The organism is Streptomyces sp. NPDC055955, assembly GCF_042270245.1.
In the GTDB taxonomy this organism is placed as follows: domain Bacteria; phylum Actinomycetota; class Actinomycetes; order Streptomycetales; family Streptomycetaceae; genus Streptomyces.
On sequence record NZ_JBHJYS010000017.1, the window covers coordinates 156351 to 173806 of the forward strand.

At 71.8% G+C, this 17456-nt stretch carries 14 protein-coding genes; 4 read left to right on the plus strand and 10 right to left on the minus strand.

Annotation, left to right across the window (positions count from 1 at the left end):
• Positions 1 to 16: 16 nt before the first annotated feature.
• The 7 genes from murD to rsmH are packed head-to-tail and all read right to left on the minus strand — an operon-like array spanning position 17 to position 9129.
• Positions 17 to 1465: a UDP-N-acetylmuramoyl-L-alanine--D-glutamate ligase gene (gene murD / locus ACFC96_RS30280; RefSeq protein WP_376615087.1), complete on the minus strand. Its 1449-nt coding sequence runs from the start codon at positions 1463 to 1465 to the stop codon at positions 17 to 19.
• The gene (mraY, locus tag ACFC96_RS30285; protein WP_376258682.1) at positions 1447 to 2520 is read right to left on the minus strand and encodes a phospho-N-acetylmuramoyl-pentapeptide-transferase; all 1074 of its coding nucleotides are present in this window, start codon (positions 2518 to 2520) and stop codon (positions 1447 to 1449) included. The genes murD and mraY overlap by 19 nt, the downstream gene beginning before the upstream one ends.
• Positions 2517 to 3929 (minus strand): UDP-N-acetylmuramoyl-tripeptide--D-alanyl-D-alanine ligase, encoded by a 1413-nt coding sequence (murF, locus tag ACFC96_RS30290; protein WP_376258684.1) that lies wholly within the window; start codon positions 3927 to 3929, stop codon positions 2517 to 2519. The genes mraY and murF overlap by 4 nt, the downstream gene beginning before the upstream one ends.
• A gap of 4 nt (positions 3930 to 3933) precedes the next feature.
• The gene (locus ACFC96_RS30295; protein WP_376615089.1) at positions 3934 to 5598 is read right to left on the minus strand and encodes a UDP-N-acetylmuramoyl-L-alanyl-D-glutamate--2,6-diaminopimelate ligase; all 1665 of its coding nucleotides are present in this window, start codon (positions 5596 to 5598) and stop codon (positions 3934 to 3936) included.
• Positions 5599 to 5635: 37 nt separating this feature from the next.
• Positions 5636 to 7615, minus strand: coding sequence for a peptidoglycan D,D-transpeptidase FtsI family protein (locus ACFC96_RS30300; RefSeq protein WP_376615091.1), 1980 nt, complete (start codon positions 7613 to 7615; stop codon positions 5636 to 5638).
• A gap of 4 nt (positions 7616 to 7619) precedes the next feature.
• The gene (locus ACFC96_RS30305; RefSeq protein WP_376615093.1) at positions 7620 to 8144 is read right to left on the minus strand and encodes a hypothetical protein; all 525 of its coding nucleotides are present in this window, start codon (positions 8142 to 8144) and stop codon (positions 7620 to 7622) included.
• A 25-nt stretch (positions 8145 to 8169) separates the two neighbouring features.
• Positions 8170 to 9129: a 16S rRNA (cytosine(1402)-N(4))-methyltransferase RsmH gene (gene rsmH / locus ACFC96_RS30310; RefSeq protein WP_376258692.1), complete on the minus strand. Its 960-nt coding sequence runs from the start codon at positions 9127 to 9129 to the stop codon at positions 8170 to 8172.
• A 255-nt stretch (positions 9130 to 9384) separates the two neighbouring features.
• Between rsmH and ACFC96_RS30315 the strand changes: the two genes are divergently transcribed.
• The 4 genes from ACFC96_RS30315 (at position 9385) to ACFC96_RS30330 (ending at position 15035) form a co-directional block, all read left to right on the plus strand.
• Positions 9385 to 9996, plus strand: a complete 612-nt coding sequence (locus ACFC96_RS30315; protein WP_376258694.1) for a beta-class carbonic anhydrase — start codon at positions 9385 to 9387, stop codon at positions 9994 to 9996.
• A gap of 218 nt (positions 9997 to 10214) precedes the next feature.
• Positions 10215 to 11234, plus strand: a complete 1020-nt coding sequence (locus tag ACFC96_RS30320) for an AAA family ATPase (protein ID WP_376258696.1) — start codon at positions 10215 to 10217, stop codon at positions 11232 to 11234.
• Positions 11234 to 12583 (plus strand): DUF58 domain-containing protein, encoded by a 1350-nt coding sequence (locus tag ACFC96_RS30325; RefSeq protein WP_376615095.1) that lies wholly within the window; start codon positions 11234 to 11236, stop codon positions 12581 to 12583. The genes ACFC96_RS30320 and ACFC96_RS30325 overlap by 1 nt, the downstream gene beginning before the upstream one ends.
• Positions 12584 to 12617: 34 nt before the next feature.
• Positions 12618 to 15035, plus strand: a complete 2418-nt coding sequence (locus tag ACFC96_RS30330) for a DUF3488 and DUF4129 domain-containing transglutaminase family protein (RefSeq protein ID WP_376615097.1) — start codon at positions 12618 to 12620, stop codon at positions 15033 to 15035.
• 201 nt (positions 15036 to 15236) lie between these two features.
• Here the strand turns inward: ACFC96_RS30330 and ACFC96_RS30335 are convergent, their stop codons facing one another.
• The 3 genes from ACFC96_RS30335 to ACFC96_RS30345 form a co-directional block, all read right to left on the minus strand.
• Positions 15237 to 15656, minus strand: coding sequence for a DUF3040 domain-containing protein (locus ACFC96_RS30335; protein WP_227294242.1), 420 nt, complete (start codon positions 15654 to 15656; stop codon positions 15237 to 15239).
• Between the two features lie 274 nt (positions 15657 to 15930).
• Complete coding sequence (locus ACFC96_RS30340) at positions 15931 to 16701, minus strand: methyltransferase (RefSeq protein WP_376258704.1); 771 nt, start codon at positions 16699 to 16701, stop codon at positions 15931 to 15933.
• Between the two features lie 128 nt (positions 16702 to 16829).
• Complete coding sequence (locus ACFC96_RS30345; RefSeq protein WP_376258706.1) at positions 16830 to 17384, minus strand: SAV_6107 family HEPN domain-containing protein; 555 nt, start codon at positions 17382 to 17384, stop codon at positions 16830 to 16832.
• Between the last annotated feature and the right edge of the window lie 72 nt (positions 17385 to 17456).

Here is a 17456-nt window from a genome sequence, read left to right on the forward strand (position 1 = left end):
CACCCGAAGGCCCCCGTCAGACGCTCGTGGAGCCGAGTTCGCGGACCGCTTCCGCGAACGCGTCGCCACGCTTGTTGTAGTTGGTGAACATGTCCATCGACGCACAGGCCGGGGCCATCAGCACGGTGTCCCCCGGCCGGGCGAGCCGCGCGGCCTCCTGGACCGCCTGCGACATCGCACCAGTGTCGGTCCGGTCGAGGTCGACCACCGGGACTTCAGGGGCGTGTCGCGCGAGGGCTTCCCGGATCAGCGCGCGGTCCTGGCCGAACAGGACGACCCCGCGAAGCCGCTTCGCGGACTTGGTGACGAGCTCGTCGAAGACCGCGCCCTTGGCGAGCCCTCCGGCGATCCACACGATCGACTCGTAGGCGGCCAAGGAGGCTTCCGCGGCATGGGTGTTGGTCGCCTTGGAGTCGTCGACGTACGCGACGCCGTCGACGTCGGCGACGTGCGCGATGCGGTGCGCGTCGGGTGTGAAGGCGCGTAGTCCGTTGCGTACGGCGGCAGGCTCGACGCCGAAGGCGCGCGCGAGGGCGGCGGCCGCGAGGGCGTTGGCGATGTTGTGCGGGGCGGGCGGGTTGACGTCCGCGACCTCGGCGAGTTCCTGGGCGTTCTTGTGCCGGTTGTCGACGAAGGCCCGGTCGACCAGGATGCCGTCCACGACGCCGAGTTGGGACGGGCCGGGCGTGCCGAGGGTGAAGCCGATCGCGCGGCAGCCCTCCTCGACGTCGGCCTCGCGGACCAGGTCCTCGGTCGACGGCTTGTCGGTGGCATCGGCGTTGTAGACGCAGGCGACCTGATTGCCCTCGTAGATACGGCCCTTGTCGGCGGCGTACGCCTCCATGGAGCCGTGCCAGTCGAGGTGGTCGGGCGCGAGGTTGAGGACCGTCGCGGAGTGGGCGCGCAGCGAAGGCGCCCAGTGGAGCTGGTACGAGGAGAGCTCGACGGCGAACACGTCGTAGGCGTCGTCGCCTTCGAGCACGACGTCGATGATCGGCGTACCGATGTTGCCGACGGCCGCCGTGCGCAGGCCCGCCGCCTCCAGGATCGACGCGAGCATCTGTGTGGTGGTGGTCTTGCCGTTGGTGCCCGTGATGGCGAGCCAGGGGGCGGCGCCGGGGCCGCGCAGGCGCCAGGCGATCTCCACGTCCCCGACGACGTCCACGCCCGCCTCGGCCGCCGCCGCGAAGAGCGGGGACGAGGGCTTCCAGCCCGGTGACGTGACGACGAGCTCGGTGCCTTCGGGGAGCGTGTCGGCGTCCCCGAGGCGGGCCGCGACGCCGAGCTGCGCGAGCTCGGCCGCCCTGGCGCGGTGCGTCTCGCTGTCGCCGCCGTCCACGACCGTGACCGACGCGCCGAGGCCGGCCAGGGCGCGGGCGGCGCTGATGCCGCTCACGCCGAGTCCGGCGACGGTGATCCGCTTGTTCTGCCAGTCGGACGCAGTGGTCACTTGTCGGCTGCCCATCCCGCGTAGAAGAGGCCGAGTCCGACGATCACGCACATGCCCTGGATGATCCAGAAGCGGACCACCACAAGGACTTCGGACCAGCCCTTGAGTTCGAAGTGGTGTTGCAGTGGTGCCATGCGGAAGACGCGCTTGCCGGTGAGCCGGAAGGAGCCGACCTGGATGACCACGGACATGGTGATCAGGACGAACAGGCCGCCGAGCAGGGCGAGCAGGAACTCCGTGCGGGAGCAGATGGCCAGACCCGCGAGGGCGCCGCCGAGCGCGAGGGAGCCGGTGTCACCCATGAAGATCTTCGCGGGCGAGGTGTTCCACCAGAGGAAGCCGAAGCAGGCGCCCATCAGGGCCGACGCGACGACCGCCAGGTCGAGTGGGTCTCTGACCTCGAAACAGGCGGCGGGGTTGGTGAGGGTCTGCGCGTTGGCGCAGGACTCCTGGAACTGCCAGACGCCGATGAAGGTGTACGCGCCGAAGACCATCACGGAGGCGCCGGTGGCGAGGCCGTCGAGGCCGTCCGTGAGGTTCACGCCGTTCGACATCGCGAGGATCATGAACAGCGCCCAGACCACGAACAGGACCGGGCCGATCGTCCAGCCGAAGTCCTGCACGAAGGAGAGCTTCGTGGAGGCAGGGGTGTTGCCGCGGTTGTCGGCGAACTGGAGTGAGAGCACCGCGAAGGCGATACCGACGGTCAGCTGTCCGGCCATCTTCGCCTTGGCCCGCAGGCCGAGCGAGCGACGCTTGACGATCTTGATGTAGTCGTCGAGGAAGCCGACCAGGCCCATGCCGCCCATCAGACCGAGCACCAGCAGGCCCGACAGGGTCGGCGTGGCACCGGTGATGATCTTGCTCATGAAGTACGCGATGAACGTCGCCAGGATGAAGGCGATACCACCCATCGTCGGCGTACCGCGCTTGGCGTGGTGCTCGCGCGGGCCGTCGTCACGGATGTACTGGCCATAGCCCTTGCGCGCAAGGAGCTTGATCAGCAGGGGCGTCCCGATCAGGGTCAGGAAGAGCCCGATCACACCCGCGAAGAGGATCTGCTTCATCATCGGGCAGCAACCTCGCCCACGTTGTCGCCGTCGACGGCGAGCAGCGCCTGCGCGACGCTCTCCAGGCCCACCGACCTGGAGGCCTTCACGAGCACGACGTCACCCGGGCGCAGCTCGCTGCGCAACAGGTCGACAGCCGCCTGTGCGTCGGACACGTGCACCGACTCCTCACCCCACGAACCCTCGTTATAGGCGCCCAGTTGCAGCCAGGACGCTTCCCTGCCCCCGACTGCCACGAGCTTGCTGACGTTGAGTCGGACGGCAAGCCGTCCGACCGCGTCGTGCTCGGCCAGCGCCTCGTCCCCGAGCTCGGCCATCTGACCGAGCACCGCCCATGTACGGCGCCCTCTGCCCATCGCTGCAAGCGCTCGCAGAGCGGCTCGCATGGACTCGGGGTTCGCGTTGTAGGCGTCGTTGACGACCGTCACGCCGTCCGGGCGCTCGGTGACCTCCATACGCCAGCGGGACAGTGTGCCCGCCTCGGAGAGCGCGAGGGCGATCTCCTCCACGGACATGCCAAGGTCATGGGCGACGGCGGCCGCGGCGAGCGCGTTCGACACGTGGTGCTCACCGTACAGGCGCAAGGTCACGTCGCTGCACCCGGAGGGTGTGCGAAGGCTGAAGGAAGGCTGTCCGTTCTCCGTGAGACGGACATTCTCGGCGCGTACCTCGGCGTCGGGGCCCTCTCCGAAGAGCAGCACCCTCGCCTTGGTGCGGGAGGCCATCGCGCGGACCAGGGGGTCGTCCGCGTTGAGGATCGCGGTGCCGTCGGCCGGCAGGCTCTCGACCAGCTCGCCCTTGGCCTCGGCGATCTGCTCGCGGCCGCCGAACTCGCCGATGTGCGCGGTGCCGACGTTGAGGACGACGCCGATCCTCGGCGGGGTCAGACCGGTGAGGTACCGGATGTGACCCTTGCCGCGGGCGCCCATCTCCAGGACGAGGTAGCGGGTGTCGTCGGTGGCGCTCAGCGCGGTCAGCGGCAGGCCGATCTCGTTGTTGAACGAGCCCGGCGTGAAGACCGTCGGCGCCTTGCGGCGCAGGACCTGGGCGATCAGGTCCTTGGTGCTGGTCTTGCCGGCGGAGCCGGTGAGCGCGACGAGGGTGGCGCCGAGCCGTTCGACGACGGTGCGCGCCAGCGCGCCGAGGGCGGCCTGCACGTCGTCGACAACGATGGCGGGCACCCCGACCGGGCGTGAGGCGAGTACGGCGGCGGCTCCGGCGTCCACCACGGCGGCCGCGTAGTCGTGGCCGTCGACGCGCTCGCCGGCGAAGGCGGCGAACAGACTGCCGTCCGTCACCTTCCGGGAGTCGATGACGACCGGTCCGGTCACCTGGACCGACGGATCCGGTATGTCGTACGTCTGCCCGCCGACGGCTGTGGCGATCTCGGCGAGGGAGAGGGCGATCACAACTTCATCCCTGGGTTTGCTGGATAGCTTCGCGAAGCACCAGGCGGTCGTCGAAGGGACGCACCACCCCGGCGATGTCCTGGCCCTGCTCGTGGCCCTTGCCCGCGACGAGCACGGTGTCGCCCGGCTGCGCGCGGGCGACCACGGCGGCGATGGCCGCCGCCCTGTCCTCGAAGACCTGCACCTCGGCGCGCTCGTGGGCAGGCACCTCGGCGGCGCCCGCGAGCATCGTGGCGAGGATCGCGAGGGGGTCCTCGGAACGCGGGTTGTCCGATGTCAGTACGGCGGTGTCGGCGAGCCGGGCGGCGGCGGCGCCCATCGGCATCCGCTTGGTCGTGTCACGGTCGCCGCCGCAGCCGAGCACGATGTGGAGCTTGTTCTCCGTCACCTTGCGCAGCGCGCGCAGCACGGACTCGACGGCGTCGGTCTTGTGCGCGTAGTCGACGACGGCGAGATAGGGCTGGCCCTCGTCGACGCGCTCCAGGCGGCCGGGGACGCCCGGCACTGCGGCGACACCGTCGGCGGCCTGGTGCGGGTCGATGCCCGCGACGGCGAGGGCGACGATCGCGGCGAGCGCGTTGGCCACGTTGAACGGCCCGGCCAGCGGGGACTTGGCGGTGATCCGCTCGCCCTTGGGGCCGACGGCCACGAAGGTGGAGTCGAACGGGCCGACCTCGACGTCCTCGGCGCGCCAGTCGGCGTCCGGGTGGCCCTCGGCGGAGAAGGTCACGACGGGTACTTCGGACTCGTCGATCAGCCGGCGGCCGTACTCGTCGTCGTAGTTCACGACGCCCTGTTTGCTGCGTGCACGAGTGAAGAGCTGCGCCTTGGCCCGGAAGTAGTCCTCCATGTCGGAGTGGAACTCCATGTGTTCCGGGCTGAGGTTGTTGAAGACCGCCACGTCGAAGACGCAGCCGTCGACCCGGCCGAGCACGAGGGCGTGGCTGGAGACCTCCATCGCGACCGCGTCCACACCGCGCTCGCGCATCACCGCGAACAGCGCCTGGAGGTCGGTGGCTTCGGGGGTGGTGCGCTCCGACTTGATGCGCTCGTCACCGATGCGCATCTCGACGGTGCCGATGAGTCCGGTGCTGTGCATCGTGCGCAGCCCGCCCTCGATGAGGTAGGCCGTCGTGGTCTTGCCGGACGTGCCCGTGATGCCGATCTGGAGCAGATCGCGGCCGGGGTGGCCGTAGATCGTGGCCGCCAGCTCTCCCATCCGGCCGCGTGGGTCGTCCACGACGAGGGCCGGCAGACCGGCCGCCGCGACGCGCTCGGCGCCCGACGGGTCGGTGAGGGCCGCGACGGCGCCGAGGCTCGCGGCCTGGGCGGCGAAGTCGGCGCCGTGGAAGCGGGCGCCGGGCAGGGCCGCGTAGATGTCGCCGGGGCGCACGGCGCGCGAGTCGTGCGTGATGCCGGTGCTCCCCGTCGACGCCGAGGGCTCTTCGGGCGCGGGGACACCCAGCTGATCTGCGAGATCGGCAAGTCGTGTCGCGGTGACCTGCACCGGTCGCGGCGGTCCCGGATATGTCACGGGAACGCCCTTCTGGGTGTTTAGGGACTGATCAGCGTGTGGCACGGCGGTGAGCGTACCGGGCGCACCCCCCATGGAGCGAAGCGAGGGGCGTGGCGCGGGCTGGTTCCCGGGGTCCGGGGTGATCGTTGTCACGGGCTGTACCTGGTCACTCTCGGGGCTCGGGCTCGGATCAGGGCTGGAAGCTGACGGGCAGCCGGGCGGGCTCGGCGCCGGTGGGCGGCACCTGGAGCGTCTTGAGGGCGAACTCCATGACCTGCTTGTAGATCGGGCCACAGATCTGGCCGCCGAAGTAGCCGCCCTTGGTCGCGTTCTGGATCGCGCAGTAGACGGTGACGCGGGGCTTGTCGGCGGGGGCGAAACCGGCGAACGACGACGTGTACCCCTTGTACCTGCCGGTGGCCGGATCGACTCGGTTGGCGGTGCCGGTCTTGCCGGCGACGCGGTACCCGGGGATGCGCGCCTTGGCGCCGGTGCCCTCCTCGTCGTCCACGACGGACTCGAGCATCTGCGCGACCGTCTTGGCCGTTTTCGCGCTGACGACCCTGTTCTTCTTGGGACTTGGGGCCGGGGTGAACCTGCCGTCGGGTCCCTTGGTGCCGCGGACGAGGGTGGGCTCCACGCGTACGCCGCCGTTGGCGATGGTCGAGTAGACGGAGGCGGCCTGCATCGCGTTGATGGAGAAACCCTGGCCGAAAGGGATCGTGTACTGCTGCGAGGTCGACCACTTGTCGGCGGGGGCCAGGATGCCCGGGGTCTCGCCCGGGAAGCCGAGCCCGGTGGGGCGGCCGATGCCGAACTTGCGCAGGTACGACGAGAGCACCCGGTTCGCCTGGGGCTGGGTCTTGCCGAGCTGGCCCGCCGCCAGGATGGTGCCGATGTTGCTGGACTTGGCGAGCACGCCGTTCAGCGTGAGATGCCAGGTGGGGTGGTCGACATCGTCCTGGAAGAGCCGGTCGCCGCGGTGCAGTCGGTTGGGCACCGTGACATGCGTGTCGGGGGTTGCCGCGTTCTCCTCCAGGACGGCTGCCATCGACATGACCTTCGCGGTGGAGCCGGGCTCGTACGCGTCCTGGAGCGCGGCGTTGCCCATGGCGGTGGCGTTGGCCTGCGAGAGGTCGTTGGGGTCGAAGCCCGGCGCGTTGGCCATCGCCAGGACCTCGCCGGTCCTGGTGTCCTGCACCATCACGTAGCCGCGGTCCGCCCCTGACTTCTTCACCTGGTCGGTGATGGCCTTCTGCGCGGCCCACTGGATGTCGCGGTCGATGGTGAGCTCGACCTGTGAACCGGGCACGGCGGGCTGCTCGTCGCTGCCGGCCGTGGGTACCTGACGTCCGCCGGACTGGGCGTACTTGATCTTGCCGGGCTTGCCCGCCAGATCCTTGTTCAGCTGCTGCTCGATACCGCCGCCGCCCTTGCCGTCGGCGTTGACCCAGCCCAGTATCCCGGCGGCCAGATCGCCGTTCGGGTACACGCGCTTGCTGCTGGGGTCGGCGAAGACTCCGGCGATGACGCTCGCCGACTTCTCCCGGTCCGCCTTCTCGGAGAGCGTGCTCTTGAGGTCCTTGATCTGCCTCCAGACCTGGGGGGTCTGGCGGCGTGCCAGCAGGACGTAGCGCGTCCTGGGGGTCCGCAGCTTCTTCGCGAGCACGTCGGCGTCCGCGCCGAGGATCGGGGCGAGGAGCGCCGCGGCCTGCTCGGGCGCGTCCCGCGGCACCACCGGCGCCGTGGAGTTCGTGGCGGCCGCGGTGTCCGCCGGCCGGAACATCGTGGGGTCGGCCGTGATGTCGTACGCGTCCACGCTGGTGGCGAGCGCGACCCCGCTGCGGTCCGTGATCCCGCCGCGCTCGGCCGCGAGGACGTGCTCGACGTACCGGTGCTGTTCGGCCTTGGCCGCGTACGCGCTGGCGTCGACGGCCTGCACCTGGAGCAGGCGTACGACGAAGGCGACGAGAACGAGGGTGAGACCGAGGCTGACCATGCGCAGCCGGGGGCGCGGACTGCCGAGGCGCAGGGCGGCGGGCGCCTTGGCGGGGGCCGGACGCGGGCGCCTGGGGCCGGGGTTCGGGCGCCGGGAGGCGGCGGGGCGGCCGTTCCTCGCGGGCCTCGCGGGGGCTGGGACCCGGCGTCGCGGGGGCTCCCTGTCGGTCATTCCGTCACCTGCCGGAGGTCGAGGGCGCGGGTGTCACCTGCGAGGACGTGGGATTCGGCGTGACCTTGGGGGTCGCGGACGGGGTCGGCGAGGGACTCGGGGTCGGGCCGGCGGCCTCGGGCGAGGGCGGCGTCGGCCGCCACAGTGCGGAGGGGGCCGCGACTGCCGCGCCGGGGACGCCGCGCACGGTGCCGTCGGGGTCGAGGAAGGCCGGGTCACCGCCGGGGACCATGCCGAGCTCGCGGGCGCGGCGCTGGAGGGCGTCGGGGGCCGCGTAGGCGTCGACGTCGCGCTGGAGCGCCTGCTCCTCATCGGTGAGGTCGGTCGTCTGCTTCTTGAGGTCGTTCAGCCTGAACGACCCTTCGTTGAGCGCCGAGTTCAGCATCAGGAGCGTGATCAGCCCGCCGCCGAGCAGCAGCACGACGAGGAGCACGAACGGTGTGCGGGCCGCCTGGCCGCCCGCGGATCCCGAGGGCAGCAGCCGCGCGAGTCGCGCGGCCCTCCCCCGCAGCTCGCGCCTGGGACTCATCGACCCCTCCTCGCGCGCCCGGAACTCACCCGGCGACCTCCTCGCGGATGCGCTGCGCACCCCGCAGCCGCGCCGGGGCCGCCCGGCGGTTCTCGGCGACCTCTTCCTCCGTGGGGAGTTCGGCGCCGCGCGTGAGCAGCTTGAGCCGTGGCTGGTAGCGCTCGGGCACGACCGGGAGTCCGGGCGGCGCGGTCGTCGCGGCGCCGGCCGCGAACACCTGCTTCACGAGCCGGTCCTCGAGCGAGTGGTACGACAGGACGGCGATGCGTCCGCCGACGGCGAGCGCCTGCACGGCGGCCGGAATGGCCCGCTCCAGGACACTGAGCTCACCGTTCACCTCGATGCGCAGAGCCTGGAAGGTGCGCTTGGCAGGGTTGCCGCCCGTGCGCTTGGCCGCCTGCGGCAGCGCGTCGCGGATCAGTTCCACGAGCCGGGCGCTGTTGCTGAACGGCTCCTTCTCGCGCTCACGCACGACCGCCGAGACGATCCGCTTGGCCTGCTTCTCCTCGCCGTACGCGCGCAGGATCCGCACCAGTTCGCCCGGGGGGTACGTGTTGAGCACCTCGGCGGCGCTCATTCCGGTCGTCTGGTCCATACGCATGTCGAGCGGCGCGTCCTGCGCGTAGGCGAAGCCGCGGTCGGCCTCGTCGAGCTGCATGGAGGAGACACCCAGGTCGAAGAGGACGCCCTGGACGCGCGGGATGCCGAGGCGGTCGAGGACCTCGGGGAGTTCGTCGTAGACGGCGTGCACGAGGGTGGCGCGGTCGCCGAAGGGGGCGAGGCGCTCACCGGACAGGCGCAGGGCCTCCTTGTCGCGGTCGAGAGCGACGAGGCGGCAGGAGGGGAACGTGGAGAGGAGGGCTTCGCTGTGTCCGCCGAGGCCGAGCGTGCAGTCGACGACCACCGCACCCGGCTCGGCGAGGGCCGGGGCCAACAGGTCCAGGCAGCGCTGGAGCATCACCGGGACATGTCGGGTCTGGCTCAAGGGGCCCTCTCAGTTCCGGCGCGGCGCCCACGCACCGCCGGGGTGCCCGTCGCGCACGTGGTGAAGAGTCCGGTGAAGTGCCGGGATCTTCGGTGTTTCCTGGGGTTTCCGCGTCACTTTAGTCCACGCTGTCGCCCGGTCAATCAACCGGCCTGCGCGCCGCGCGCCGCCCCCTCGCGATGCCGCGGACCAGGAGAATTCACCCGTACGGGCGAGCCGGAGCCGCCCCTGTGGGTTACCTCACAACAAGCCCCGATGGCGTTCTTTGTCCGCTCTCACAGCGGGCTTGCGCCAGGAGTGACCATTACCGTCATAGCTATGACGACTTCCGCATCCCTCCCTGCTGAGTCCGAAAGCGCCATAGGTGCCGACGGCACCGTGACCGACCGCCTCGTCGAGGCGAACCAGCGCTACGCCGAGGCTTTCACCGACCCGGGCATGGACGCCCGTCCCGTCCTGCAGGTGGCCGTGGTGGCCTGCATGGACGCGCGACTCGACCTCCACGCCGCCCTGGGCCTCGAGCTGGGCGACTGCCACACCATCCGCAACGCGGGCGGCGTCGTCACCGACGACGTCATCCGCTCGCTGACCATCAGCCAGCGGGCGCTCGGCACCCGCAGCGTGGTGCTGATCCACCACTCGGGCTGTGGCCTGGAAGGACTCTCCGAGGACTTCCGGCACGACCTGGAGATGGAGGTCGGTCAGCGCCCGACCTGGGCCGTCGAGGGGTTCCGCGATGTCGACCAGGACGTGCGCCAGTCCATCCAGAAGGTGCGCACCTCGCCCTTCCTGCTGCACACCGACGACGTACGCGGCTTCGTCTTCGACGTGAAGTCGGGTCGGCTGCGGGAGATCCGGCCCGTCTGAGTCACGGACTCGACCATGCTCTCAAAAGGTCGTAAGCCCCGACATATCGCTGCCAGTTATCCACAGTCGAGTGACACGAACCGGTAACGGCAACAAGAATGCGGTGAGGCACCCCGCGCGAGAGAACGGAACGGCTCGCGCGTGGTGTCCGTGTTTCGGGGTGGGCCGGTCCGCAGCCAAGAGCGTCGGCCCGGAAAGTACGGGCCGAGGAGGGCCGGGTGACGACCTATGACGATCGAGCGAGCCTCACTGATCTGACCACCACCGTGGAGCGAGTCCGCAGGTCGGTGGAGGGTGTGATCGAGGGCAAGCCGGAGGTCGTACGGCTTTCGCTGACGGTGCTCCTGGCCGAGGGGCACCTGCTCATCGAGGATGTGCCGGGCGTCGGCAAGACCATGCTGGCGAAGGCGCTCGCCAAGTCCATCGACTGCTCGGTGCGTCGCATCCAGTTCACGCCCGACCTGCTGCCGTCGGACATCACCGGTGTCTCCATCTGGGACCAGCAGCGGCGGGACTTCGAGTTCAAGCCGGGCGCGATCTTCGCGCAGATCGTGATCGGCGACGAGATCAACCGCGCGTCCCCGAAGACGCAGTCGGCGCTCCTGGAGTCCATGGAGGAGCGCCAGGTCACCATCGACGGGCAGACGTACGAGCTGCCCAGCCCCTTCATGGTGGTGGCCACGCAGAACCCGGTCGAGATGGAGGGCACGTACCCGCTGCCCGAGGCGCAGCGCGACCGCTTCATGGCCCGGGTGTCGATCGGCTACCCGAGCCCGGAGGCCGAGCTGCAGATGCTCGACATCCACGGCGGGGCCTCCCCTCTGGACGACCTCCAGCCGGTGGCGCACGCCCACGACATCGTGAAGCTCGTCGACGCCGTCCGCTCGGTCCACGTGGCCGACTCGGTGCGGCGGTACGCGGTCGACCTGGTCGCCGCCACACGCAGCCACCCCGACCTCAGACTCGGCGCCTCGCCGCGCGCCACGCTGCATCTGCTGCGCGCGGCGAAGGCATCCGCGGCGCTGAGCGGGCGTGAGTACGCGCTGCCCGACGACGTGCAGGCGCTCGCCGTGCAGGTCCTCGCGCACCGCCTGCTGCCCACGGCGCAGGCCCAGCTGAACCGGCGCACGTCCGAGCAGGTCGTCCTGGAGATCCTCCAGCACACGTCGGTCCCGGCCGTCTCGGGCCACGGGTCCCCGATATACGGCCAGCAGCCGCCCGGCGCCCGGAGGCTGTGATGGCCGAGGGGGGAGGCTTCGGGGGTGACGACGACAAGGGCGGCCTTCGGGTCGCGCTCTCGGGGCTGACCACCCGAGGACGTTCGTTCCTGGCCGCCGGGGTGGCGGCCGCGATCTGCGCGTACGTCCTGGGGCAGAGCGACCTCCTGCGGGTCGGACTGCTGCTCGCCGTGCTGCCGCTGGTCTGCGCGTTCGTGCTCTACCGCACGCGCTACCGGGTCGCGGGCAGCCGGCGGCTGTCCCCCGCGCGCGTGCCCGCGGGCAGCGAGGCCCGCGTTCATCTCCGCTTGGACAATGTCTCGCGGCTGCCCACGGGCCTGCTGATGCTCCAGGACCGGGTGCCGTACGTGCTCGGGCCGCGCCCCCGCTTCGTCCTGGACCGGGTGGAGGCGGGCGGGCGCCGCGAGGTGTCGTACCGCGTGCGCTCGGACCTGCGGGGCCGCTATCCGCTCGGCCCGCTCCAGCTGCGCCTGACGGACCCGTTCGGCCTGTGCGAGCTGTCCCGTTCCTTCTCCACGTACGACACCCTCACGGTCGTCCCGCGCGTGGAGCCGCTGCCCGCGGTGCGGCTGACCGGCGAGGCCAAGGGATACGGCGACGGGCGGAACCGCTCGCTGGCCCTGGCCGGCGAGGACGACGTGATCCCGCGCGGGTACCGCTACGGGGACGACCTGCGCCGCGTGCACTGGCGCTCGACCGCGCGCTACGGCGAGCTGATGGTGCGCCGCGAGGAGCAGCCGCAGCGCGCCCGCTGCACGGTGCTCCTCGACACCCGGCGCCTCGCCTTCCGGGGCGCGGGTCCCGACTCGGCCTTCGAGTGGGCGGTGTCGGGCACGGCGTCGACGCTGTTCCACATGCTCGAACGGGGCTTCTCCGTACGCCTGTTGACCGATACGGGCAATTCGGTGCCGGGCGAGGGGGCCGACGGGTTCGCCGGTGCCAGCCAGGAGTCGGCGGACGCGGCAGGACTGATGATGGACACGCTCGCCGTCGTCGACCACTCGGACGGCTCGGGGCTCTCGCGCGCGTACGACGTGCTGCGCGGGGGGAACGAGGGGCTGCTGGTGGCCTTCTTCGGCGATCTCGACGAGGAGCAGACCGCGGTCGCCGCCCGGATGCGGCAGCGCACCGGCGGCGCCGTCGCCTTCGTGCTCGACAGCGAGACCTGGACGCGCGGTGCCCCTTCGGAGCGCTGCGAGGAGCGGCTGCGGATGCTGCGCGAGGCGGGCTGGTCGGCCCTCGCGGTCCCGCCCGGCGCCTCCCTGACCGACCTGTGGCGCGACGCCGACCGCCACCGGGCGTCCACCGGCGCGGAGAGCGGACCGGCGGTGACGGGGTGGGGTTCTTGATCATGCGTGATGTCACTGGGGGAAAGGCGCGTTCATGAGTGGAGGCGCTCGGCTGACGCTGTGTGCGACGGCGGCCACTTTCATGGCGGCGTGCGCTCTGCTGCCGCTGGTCGATCTGGCGACCTGGATCTTCCAGGCCGCGTTCCTGCTGGTCGTCCAGGCCGGGGTGGGCGCACTGACCCGGCGCGTGCCTCTCGCGCGGCCGCTCACGGTGGCCGTGCAGGCGCTCGTGACGCTGATGCTGCTCACCCTGCTGTTCGCGAACGCGCAGGCGATCGGCGGGGTGCTGCCGGGCCCGGAGGCGTTCCGTCACTTCGGGGAACTGCTCCAGGCGGGCGGCGAGGACGTGAGCCGGTTCGCGATCCCCGCGCCGCTGTCCGACGGGATCCGGCTGATGCTGGTGGGCGGCGTCCTGGTGATCGGCCTCGCGGTGGACGCGCTCGCGGTGACGTTCCGCAGCGCGGCGCCCGCCGGGCTGCCGCTGCTCGCCCTGTACTCGGTCGCGGCGGGCCTCTCCCACGGCTCCGCGGACTGGCTCTGGTTCCTGCTCGCCGCCGGCGGCTATCTGATGCTGCTCCTCGCCGAGGGCCGGGACCGGCTCTCGCAGTGGGGACGCGTCTTCGGCGGTACGGCCCGCTCGCCGGGCCGCGCGGGCGGCCCGGCCGAGAGCACGGCCGACGCCGTGGCCCCGATCCGCACCGGCCGCCGCATCGGCGCGCTCGCGCTCGGCATCGCCCTGGTGGTGCCGCTCGCCCTGCCCGCGCTGAACGGCGGCCTGCTCGGCCCGACGGGTACGGGCGCGGGCGTGGGCTCCGGGGGCGGCGGCACCATCTCCGCCGTGAACCCCCTGGTCTCCCTCCAGAACAGCCTGAACCAGCCGGAGGACCGGGAGGTGATGTCGTACCGCACGAACTCGAAGGACACCCAGGACCTCTATCTGCGGATCGTCTCCCTCGACGAGTTCGACGGGACGACCTGGCGGCCCGCCAAGCGCAGCATCATCGACGTGCCCTCGCCGTTCCCGAGCCCCCGCGGTCTCGGCGCGGACGTCCGCAGGACGGAGATCCGCACGAACATCGCGGCGGCCGGCTGGTACGCCCAGGACTGGCTGCCGCTCCCCTACCCGGCGACGAAGGTCGACATCTCGGGGCGCTGGCGGTACGAGCCGGTGGGCCGGACCCTCGTCGGCGACCACGAGCAGACCACGCGCGGCAAGAGGTACAGCGTCGAGAGCCTGATCGTCCAGCCGACGGCGGAGCAGCTGGCGAACGCTCCCGCGGCGCCGAGCGAGCTGCGGCGGGAGTTCACCAAGGTGCCGTCGTCGCTGCCGGAGATCGTCGAGAAGACGGCGCTGCGGGTCACCGAGGGCGCGGCGAATGACTACCAGCGGGCCGTGAAACTCCAGGACTACTTCGCCGTGAGCGGCGGCTTCACGTACAACACGGAGGTCCGGCCCGGCAGCGGCTCCTCGGCCATCGCCCGTTTCCTGAAGGACAAGGAGGGCTTCTGCGTCCACTTCTCCTTCTCGATGGCCGCGATGGCCAGGACGCTGGGGATCCCGGCGCGGGTGGCGGTGGGCTTCACCCCGGGCTCTCCGCAGGCGGACGGCCGGATGTCGGTCGGCCTGCGGGACGCGCACGCGTGGCCCGAGCTGTACTTCGAGGGCGTGGGCTGGACCCGCTTCGAGCCGACGCCGAACCGCGGCACGGCGCCCGACTACACGCGTGACGACACCCCGGCGGGCAACCCGAGCAACCCGGCGGCGCCCAGCGAGGCCGCCTCGTCCCAGCCGTCGGCCGGTCAGCCTTCCGCGTCGGACAACTGCCCGGCGGCCGAGCGGAAGCTGGAAGGCTGCTCGAACACGGCGCCGGCGGTGATCGGCGCGTCCGGCGGCGACGGCCCGCCCCTCGGCACGATCGCCCTCGTCACGCTGGGCGTGCTGTTGCTGGTGCTCGTGCCGCTGTCGCCGATGCTGTGGCGGCGGCGGGTACGGGCCGTGCGGCTCGGCTCGTCCGGCCGCACGGACGGGGACGCGGCGGCCCGCACCCTCGCGGCATGGCTGGAAGTGACCGATACGGCGTGGGACCACGGCATCGCACCGGACGATTCACAGACGCCCCGGAAGGCGGCGGCGCGGATCGTCCGCGTCGGAGAGCTCGATCAGGCGGCCGCGGACTCCGTGCATCGGGTGGCGGCCGCGGTGGAGCAGGTGCTCTACGCGCCGAGGCCGCAGCCGACGGCGGGTCTCGGGGACGATGTGCGCCGCCTCGAGCAGGGCCTGCACGCCAAGGCGAGCCGCCCGGGCCGGTGGCGGGCGACGCTCGCACCGCGCTCGGCCGTACGAGTGGTGTGGAGCCTTTCGCAGCACTGGGCGGAGCTCGGCTCCCGCTGGACGGCCCGGACGCCGACGCTCCTGCGGCGGGCGCGGCGGCCTTCCGGCCAGGAGGGCTGACAGCGGGGAGGGTGCGGGCCGCGCCCCTCCCGCACAAGCGGCCACGCCTGCGCGGACAGGCCGGCCCGCGCAGGCGCCGGATCGCGGATACGCAGACGAGCGGACACGCCTGAGGGGTGACCACCCGTGAGTGGTCACCCCTCGGCTACATCTGTTTCCCAAAGGACTGCTGATCCCGTGAGGACCTCGTCCGGCGGGGGCTCAACGGCCGCCCTGGCCGCCCTGTTCGTCTCGGCGCCGCTGCCAGCGCTTCTCGATCCGGTCCATCATCGACCGGTGCTTCTTGCCCTGTCGCCGCGCGGTCGGCGGCGCTCCTGGCGCTGCTCCGGCAGCCGGCTGTTCACCGGGCTTGGGCGCTTTGCGCCATGCGGTCATGGCAAGGACCGCGCAGCCCAGCATGACGAGGAACCCCACCACGCTGATCCAGATCTGCTTTGCGACCATTCCGGCCATGAGGAGCGCGATACCCACCAGGAATCCGGCGACTGCCTGGTAGACCCGACGTCGGGTGTACGTACGCAGCCCGCTTCCCTCAAGCGCTGTCGCGAACTTGGGATCTTCGGCGTACAGCGCTCGCTCCATCTGCTCGAGCATTCGCTGCTCGTGCTCCGAGAGCGGCACGGAGTCCTCCTCATCGTGCAGTCGCCGGGGCGACCGGGGGTCCCCTTCAGGATAGGCAGGGAATCGCCCCCGTGAAACCCGCCCCTCTACGCCAACTTCGCCAACCAGGACCACCACGCCGCTCCGGCTCGCTGAGGCGTTCATGCCCCGGCGGCCGTCCCGTCATGCCGGACCGTGTCCCTCGATCATACGGCGCCCGGCGCGGAAGCGGGGGGCCTGTGGCGTACTCCATCCGCCGCTGCGCCCCTGATCAGCGGCGCGTCACCGGGGGCGCTCAGACCTCCGGGGTCCCCTGCTTCTCGCCGAGGACGTGCAGCTGCGTGGCGACGGCGTGGAAGGCGGGCAGCTCGGCGGCCGCGGCCTCCAGCTTGAGGAGCTCCTGGAGGGCGCTCGGTTCGGTGTCCACGAGGACGCCCGGCACGAGGTCGGCGAAGACCCGTACGCCGTGCACCGCGCCGACCTCGACGCCCGCGGACGCGACGAGCTGGGTGAGCTGCTCGGCGCTGAAGCGGCGCGGCACGGGGTCGCCGTCGCCCCAGCGGCCCGCCGGGTCGCCGAGGGCCTGCCTGGCCTCCTTGAAGTGCCCGGCGAGCGCGCGTGCGAGCACGGCGCCGCCGAGTCCCGCGGCGAGCAGGCTGAGAACACCGGCGGAACGCAGAGCGCCCACCGCGTTGCGGACGCCCTCGGCCGGGTCGTCGACGTACTCCAGGACGCCGTGGCACAGGACCACGTCGTATCCGTCGCGCTCGACCACGTCGAAGAGACCGGAGACGTCGCCCTGCACACCGCGCACGCGGTCGGCCACGCCGGCCTCGGCCGCGCGGCGCTCGAGGGCGAAGAGGGCGTTCGGGCTGGGGTCGACGACGGTGACGCGGTGGCCGAGGCCTGCCACAGGCACCGCGAAGTTTCCGCTGCCGCCTCCGGTGTCGAGCACGTCGAGCGACTCGCGCCCCGTGGCCTTGACGCGACGGTCGAGGGCGTCCTTGAGAACGTCCCAGACCACGGCGGTACGGAGAGAAGCGCGGGGGCGCATCGGGTCCGACACGACAGGTGACTCCTCGGCGCGGCTCCGGCTCATGGGCTGCGGAGCGATGGGGGTTCCTCCCCCACCGGCACGGCGATGGGTGGAGGGTTCGGGCGCCTCCACCCTATTGCCTCGTGAGAGCTGTCCGGTCACCCCACGTCGGGCACCTCCCGGCCTGCCGTCGGGGTCTCGTCCTGTGCCCTGGGCTGGGGCAGTGAGGGCTGGAGCAGCAGCATCCTCTCGACGAGGCGCAGGAACATGGCGACGTCGCGGAGCAGGTCGTCCGCGTCGCGGGTGCCGGCCGCTCCCCGGATGCCCGCCTCGGCGCGCGCCCTGCGGGTGGCGCCGGAGGCGAACAGGGCGCTCCACTCGGTCAGTTCGGGCGCGATCTCGGGGAGCACTTCCCAGGCGCTCCGTATCCGGGCGCGGCGTCGTGGCGTGGGTTCGGGGCGGCCCCGGGCGGCGAGTACGGCGGCCGCGGTGCGCAGGGCGGCGAGGTGGGCGGTGGCGTACCGCTCGTTGGGCGTCTCGAGGAGTGCCGCCTCGTCGAGTCCCGTGTGCGCCTGGGCGAGCAGGTCGAGTGCGGCGGGAGGGGCTGTCGCCCGGCGGAGTACGGGGTGGACGTCGGCGGCGGGTCCGGTCAGCGAGGGTGCAGGGCCGGTGGCGCGGGGCCGGCGTGCGGCTGCTGCTGAGTGTCCAGCCATGACGAACCTCCTGTCGTCTGTGTGACGGCTCAGTGGCCGTATGTGCCCATCGTGGAGTACGCCACTGACAAT

Coding starts and splice junctions, on each gene's coding strand:
- ACFC96_RS30325 (WP_376615095.1), top strand. CDS start 11,234: ATGGCCGAGGGGGGAGGCTTCGGGGGTGACGACGACAAGGGCGGCCTT.
- murD (WP_376615087.1), bottom strand. CDS start 1,465: ATGGGCAGCCGACAAGTGACCACTGCGTCCGACTGGCAGAACAAGCGG.
- mraY (WP_376258682.1), bottom strand. CDS start 2,520: ATGATGAAGCAGATCCTCTTCGCGGGTGTGATCGGGCTCTTCCTGACC.
- ACFC96_RS30315 (WP_376258694.1), top strand. CDS start 9,385: ATGGCGTTCTTTGTCCGCTCTCACAGCGGGCTTGCGCCAGGAGTGACC.
- ACFC96_RS30345 (WP_376258706.1), bottom strand. CDS start 17,384: ATGGCTGGACACTCAGCAGCAGCCGCACGCCGGCCCCGCGCCACCGGC.
- ACFC96_RS30330 (WP_376615097.1), top strand. CDS start 12,618: ATGAGTGGAGGCGCTCGGCTGACGCTGTGTGCGACGGCGGCCACTTTC.
- ACFC96_RS30305 (WP_376615093.1), bottom strand. CDS start 8,144: ATGAGTCCCAGGCGCGAGCTGCGGGGGAGGGCCGCGCGACTCGCGCGG.
- ACFC96_RS30300 (WP_376615091.1), bottom strand. CDS start 7,615: ATGACCGACAGGGAGCCCCCGCGACGCCGGGTCCCAGCCCCCGCGAGG.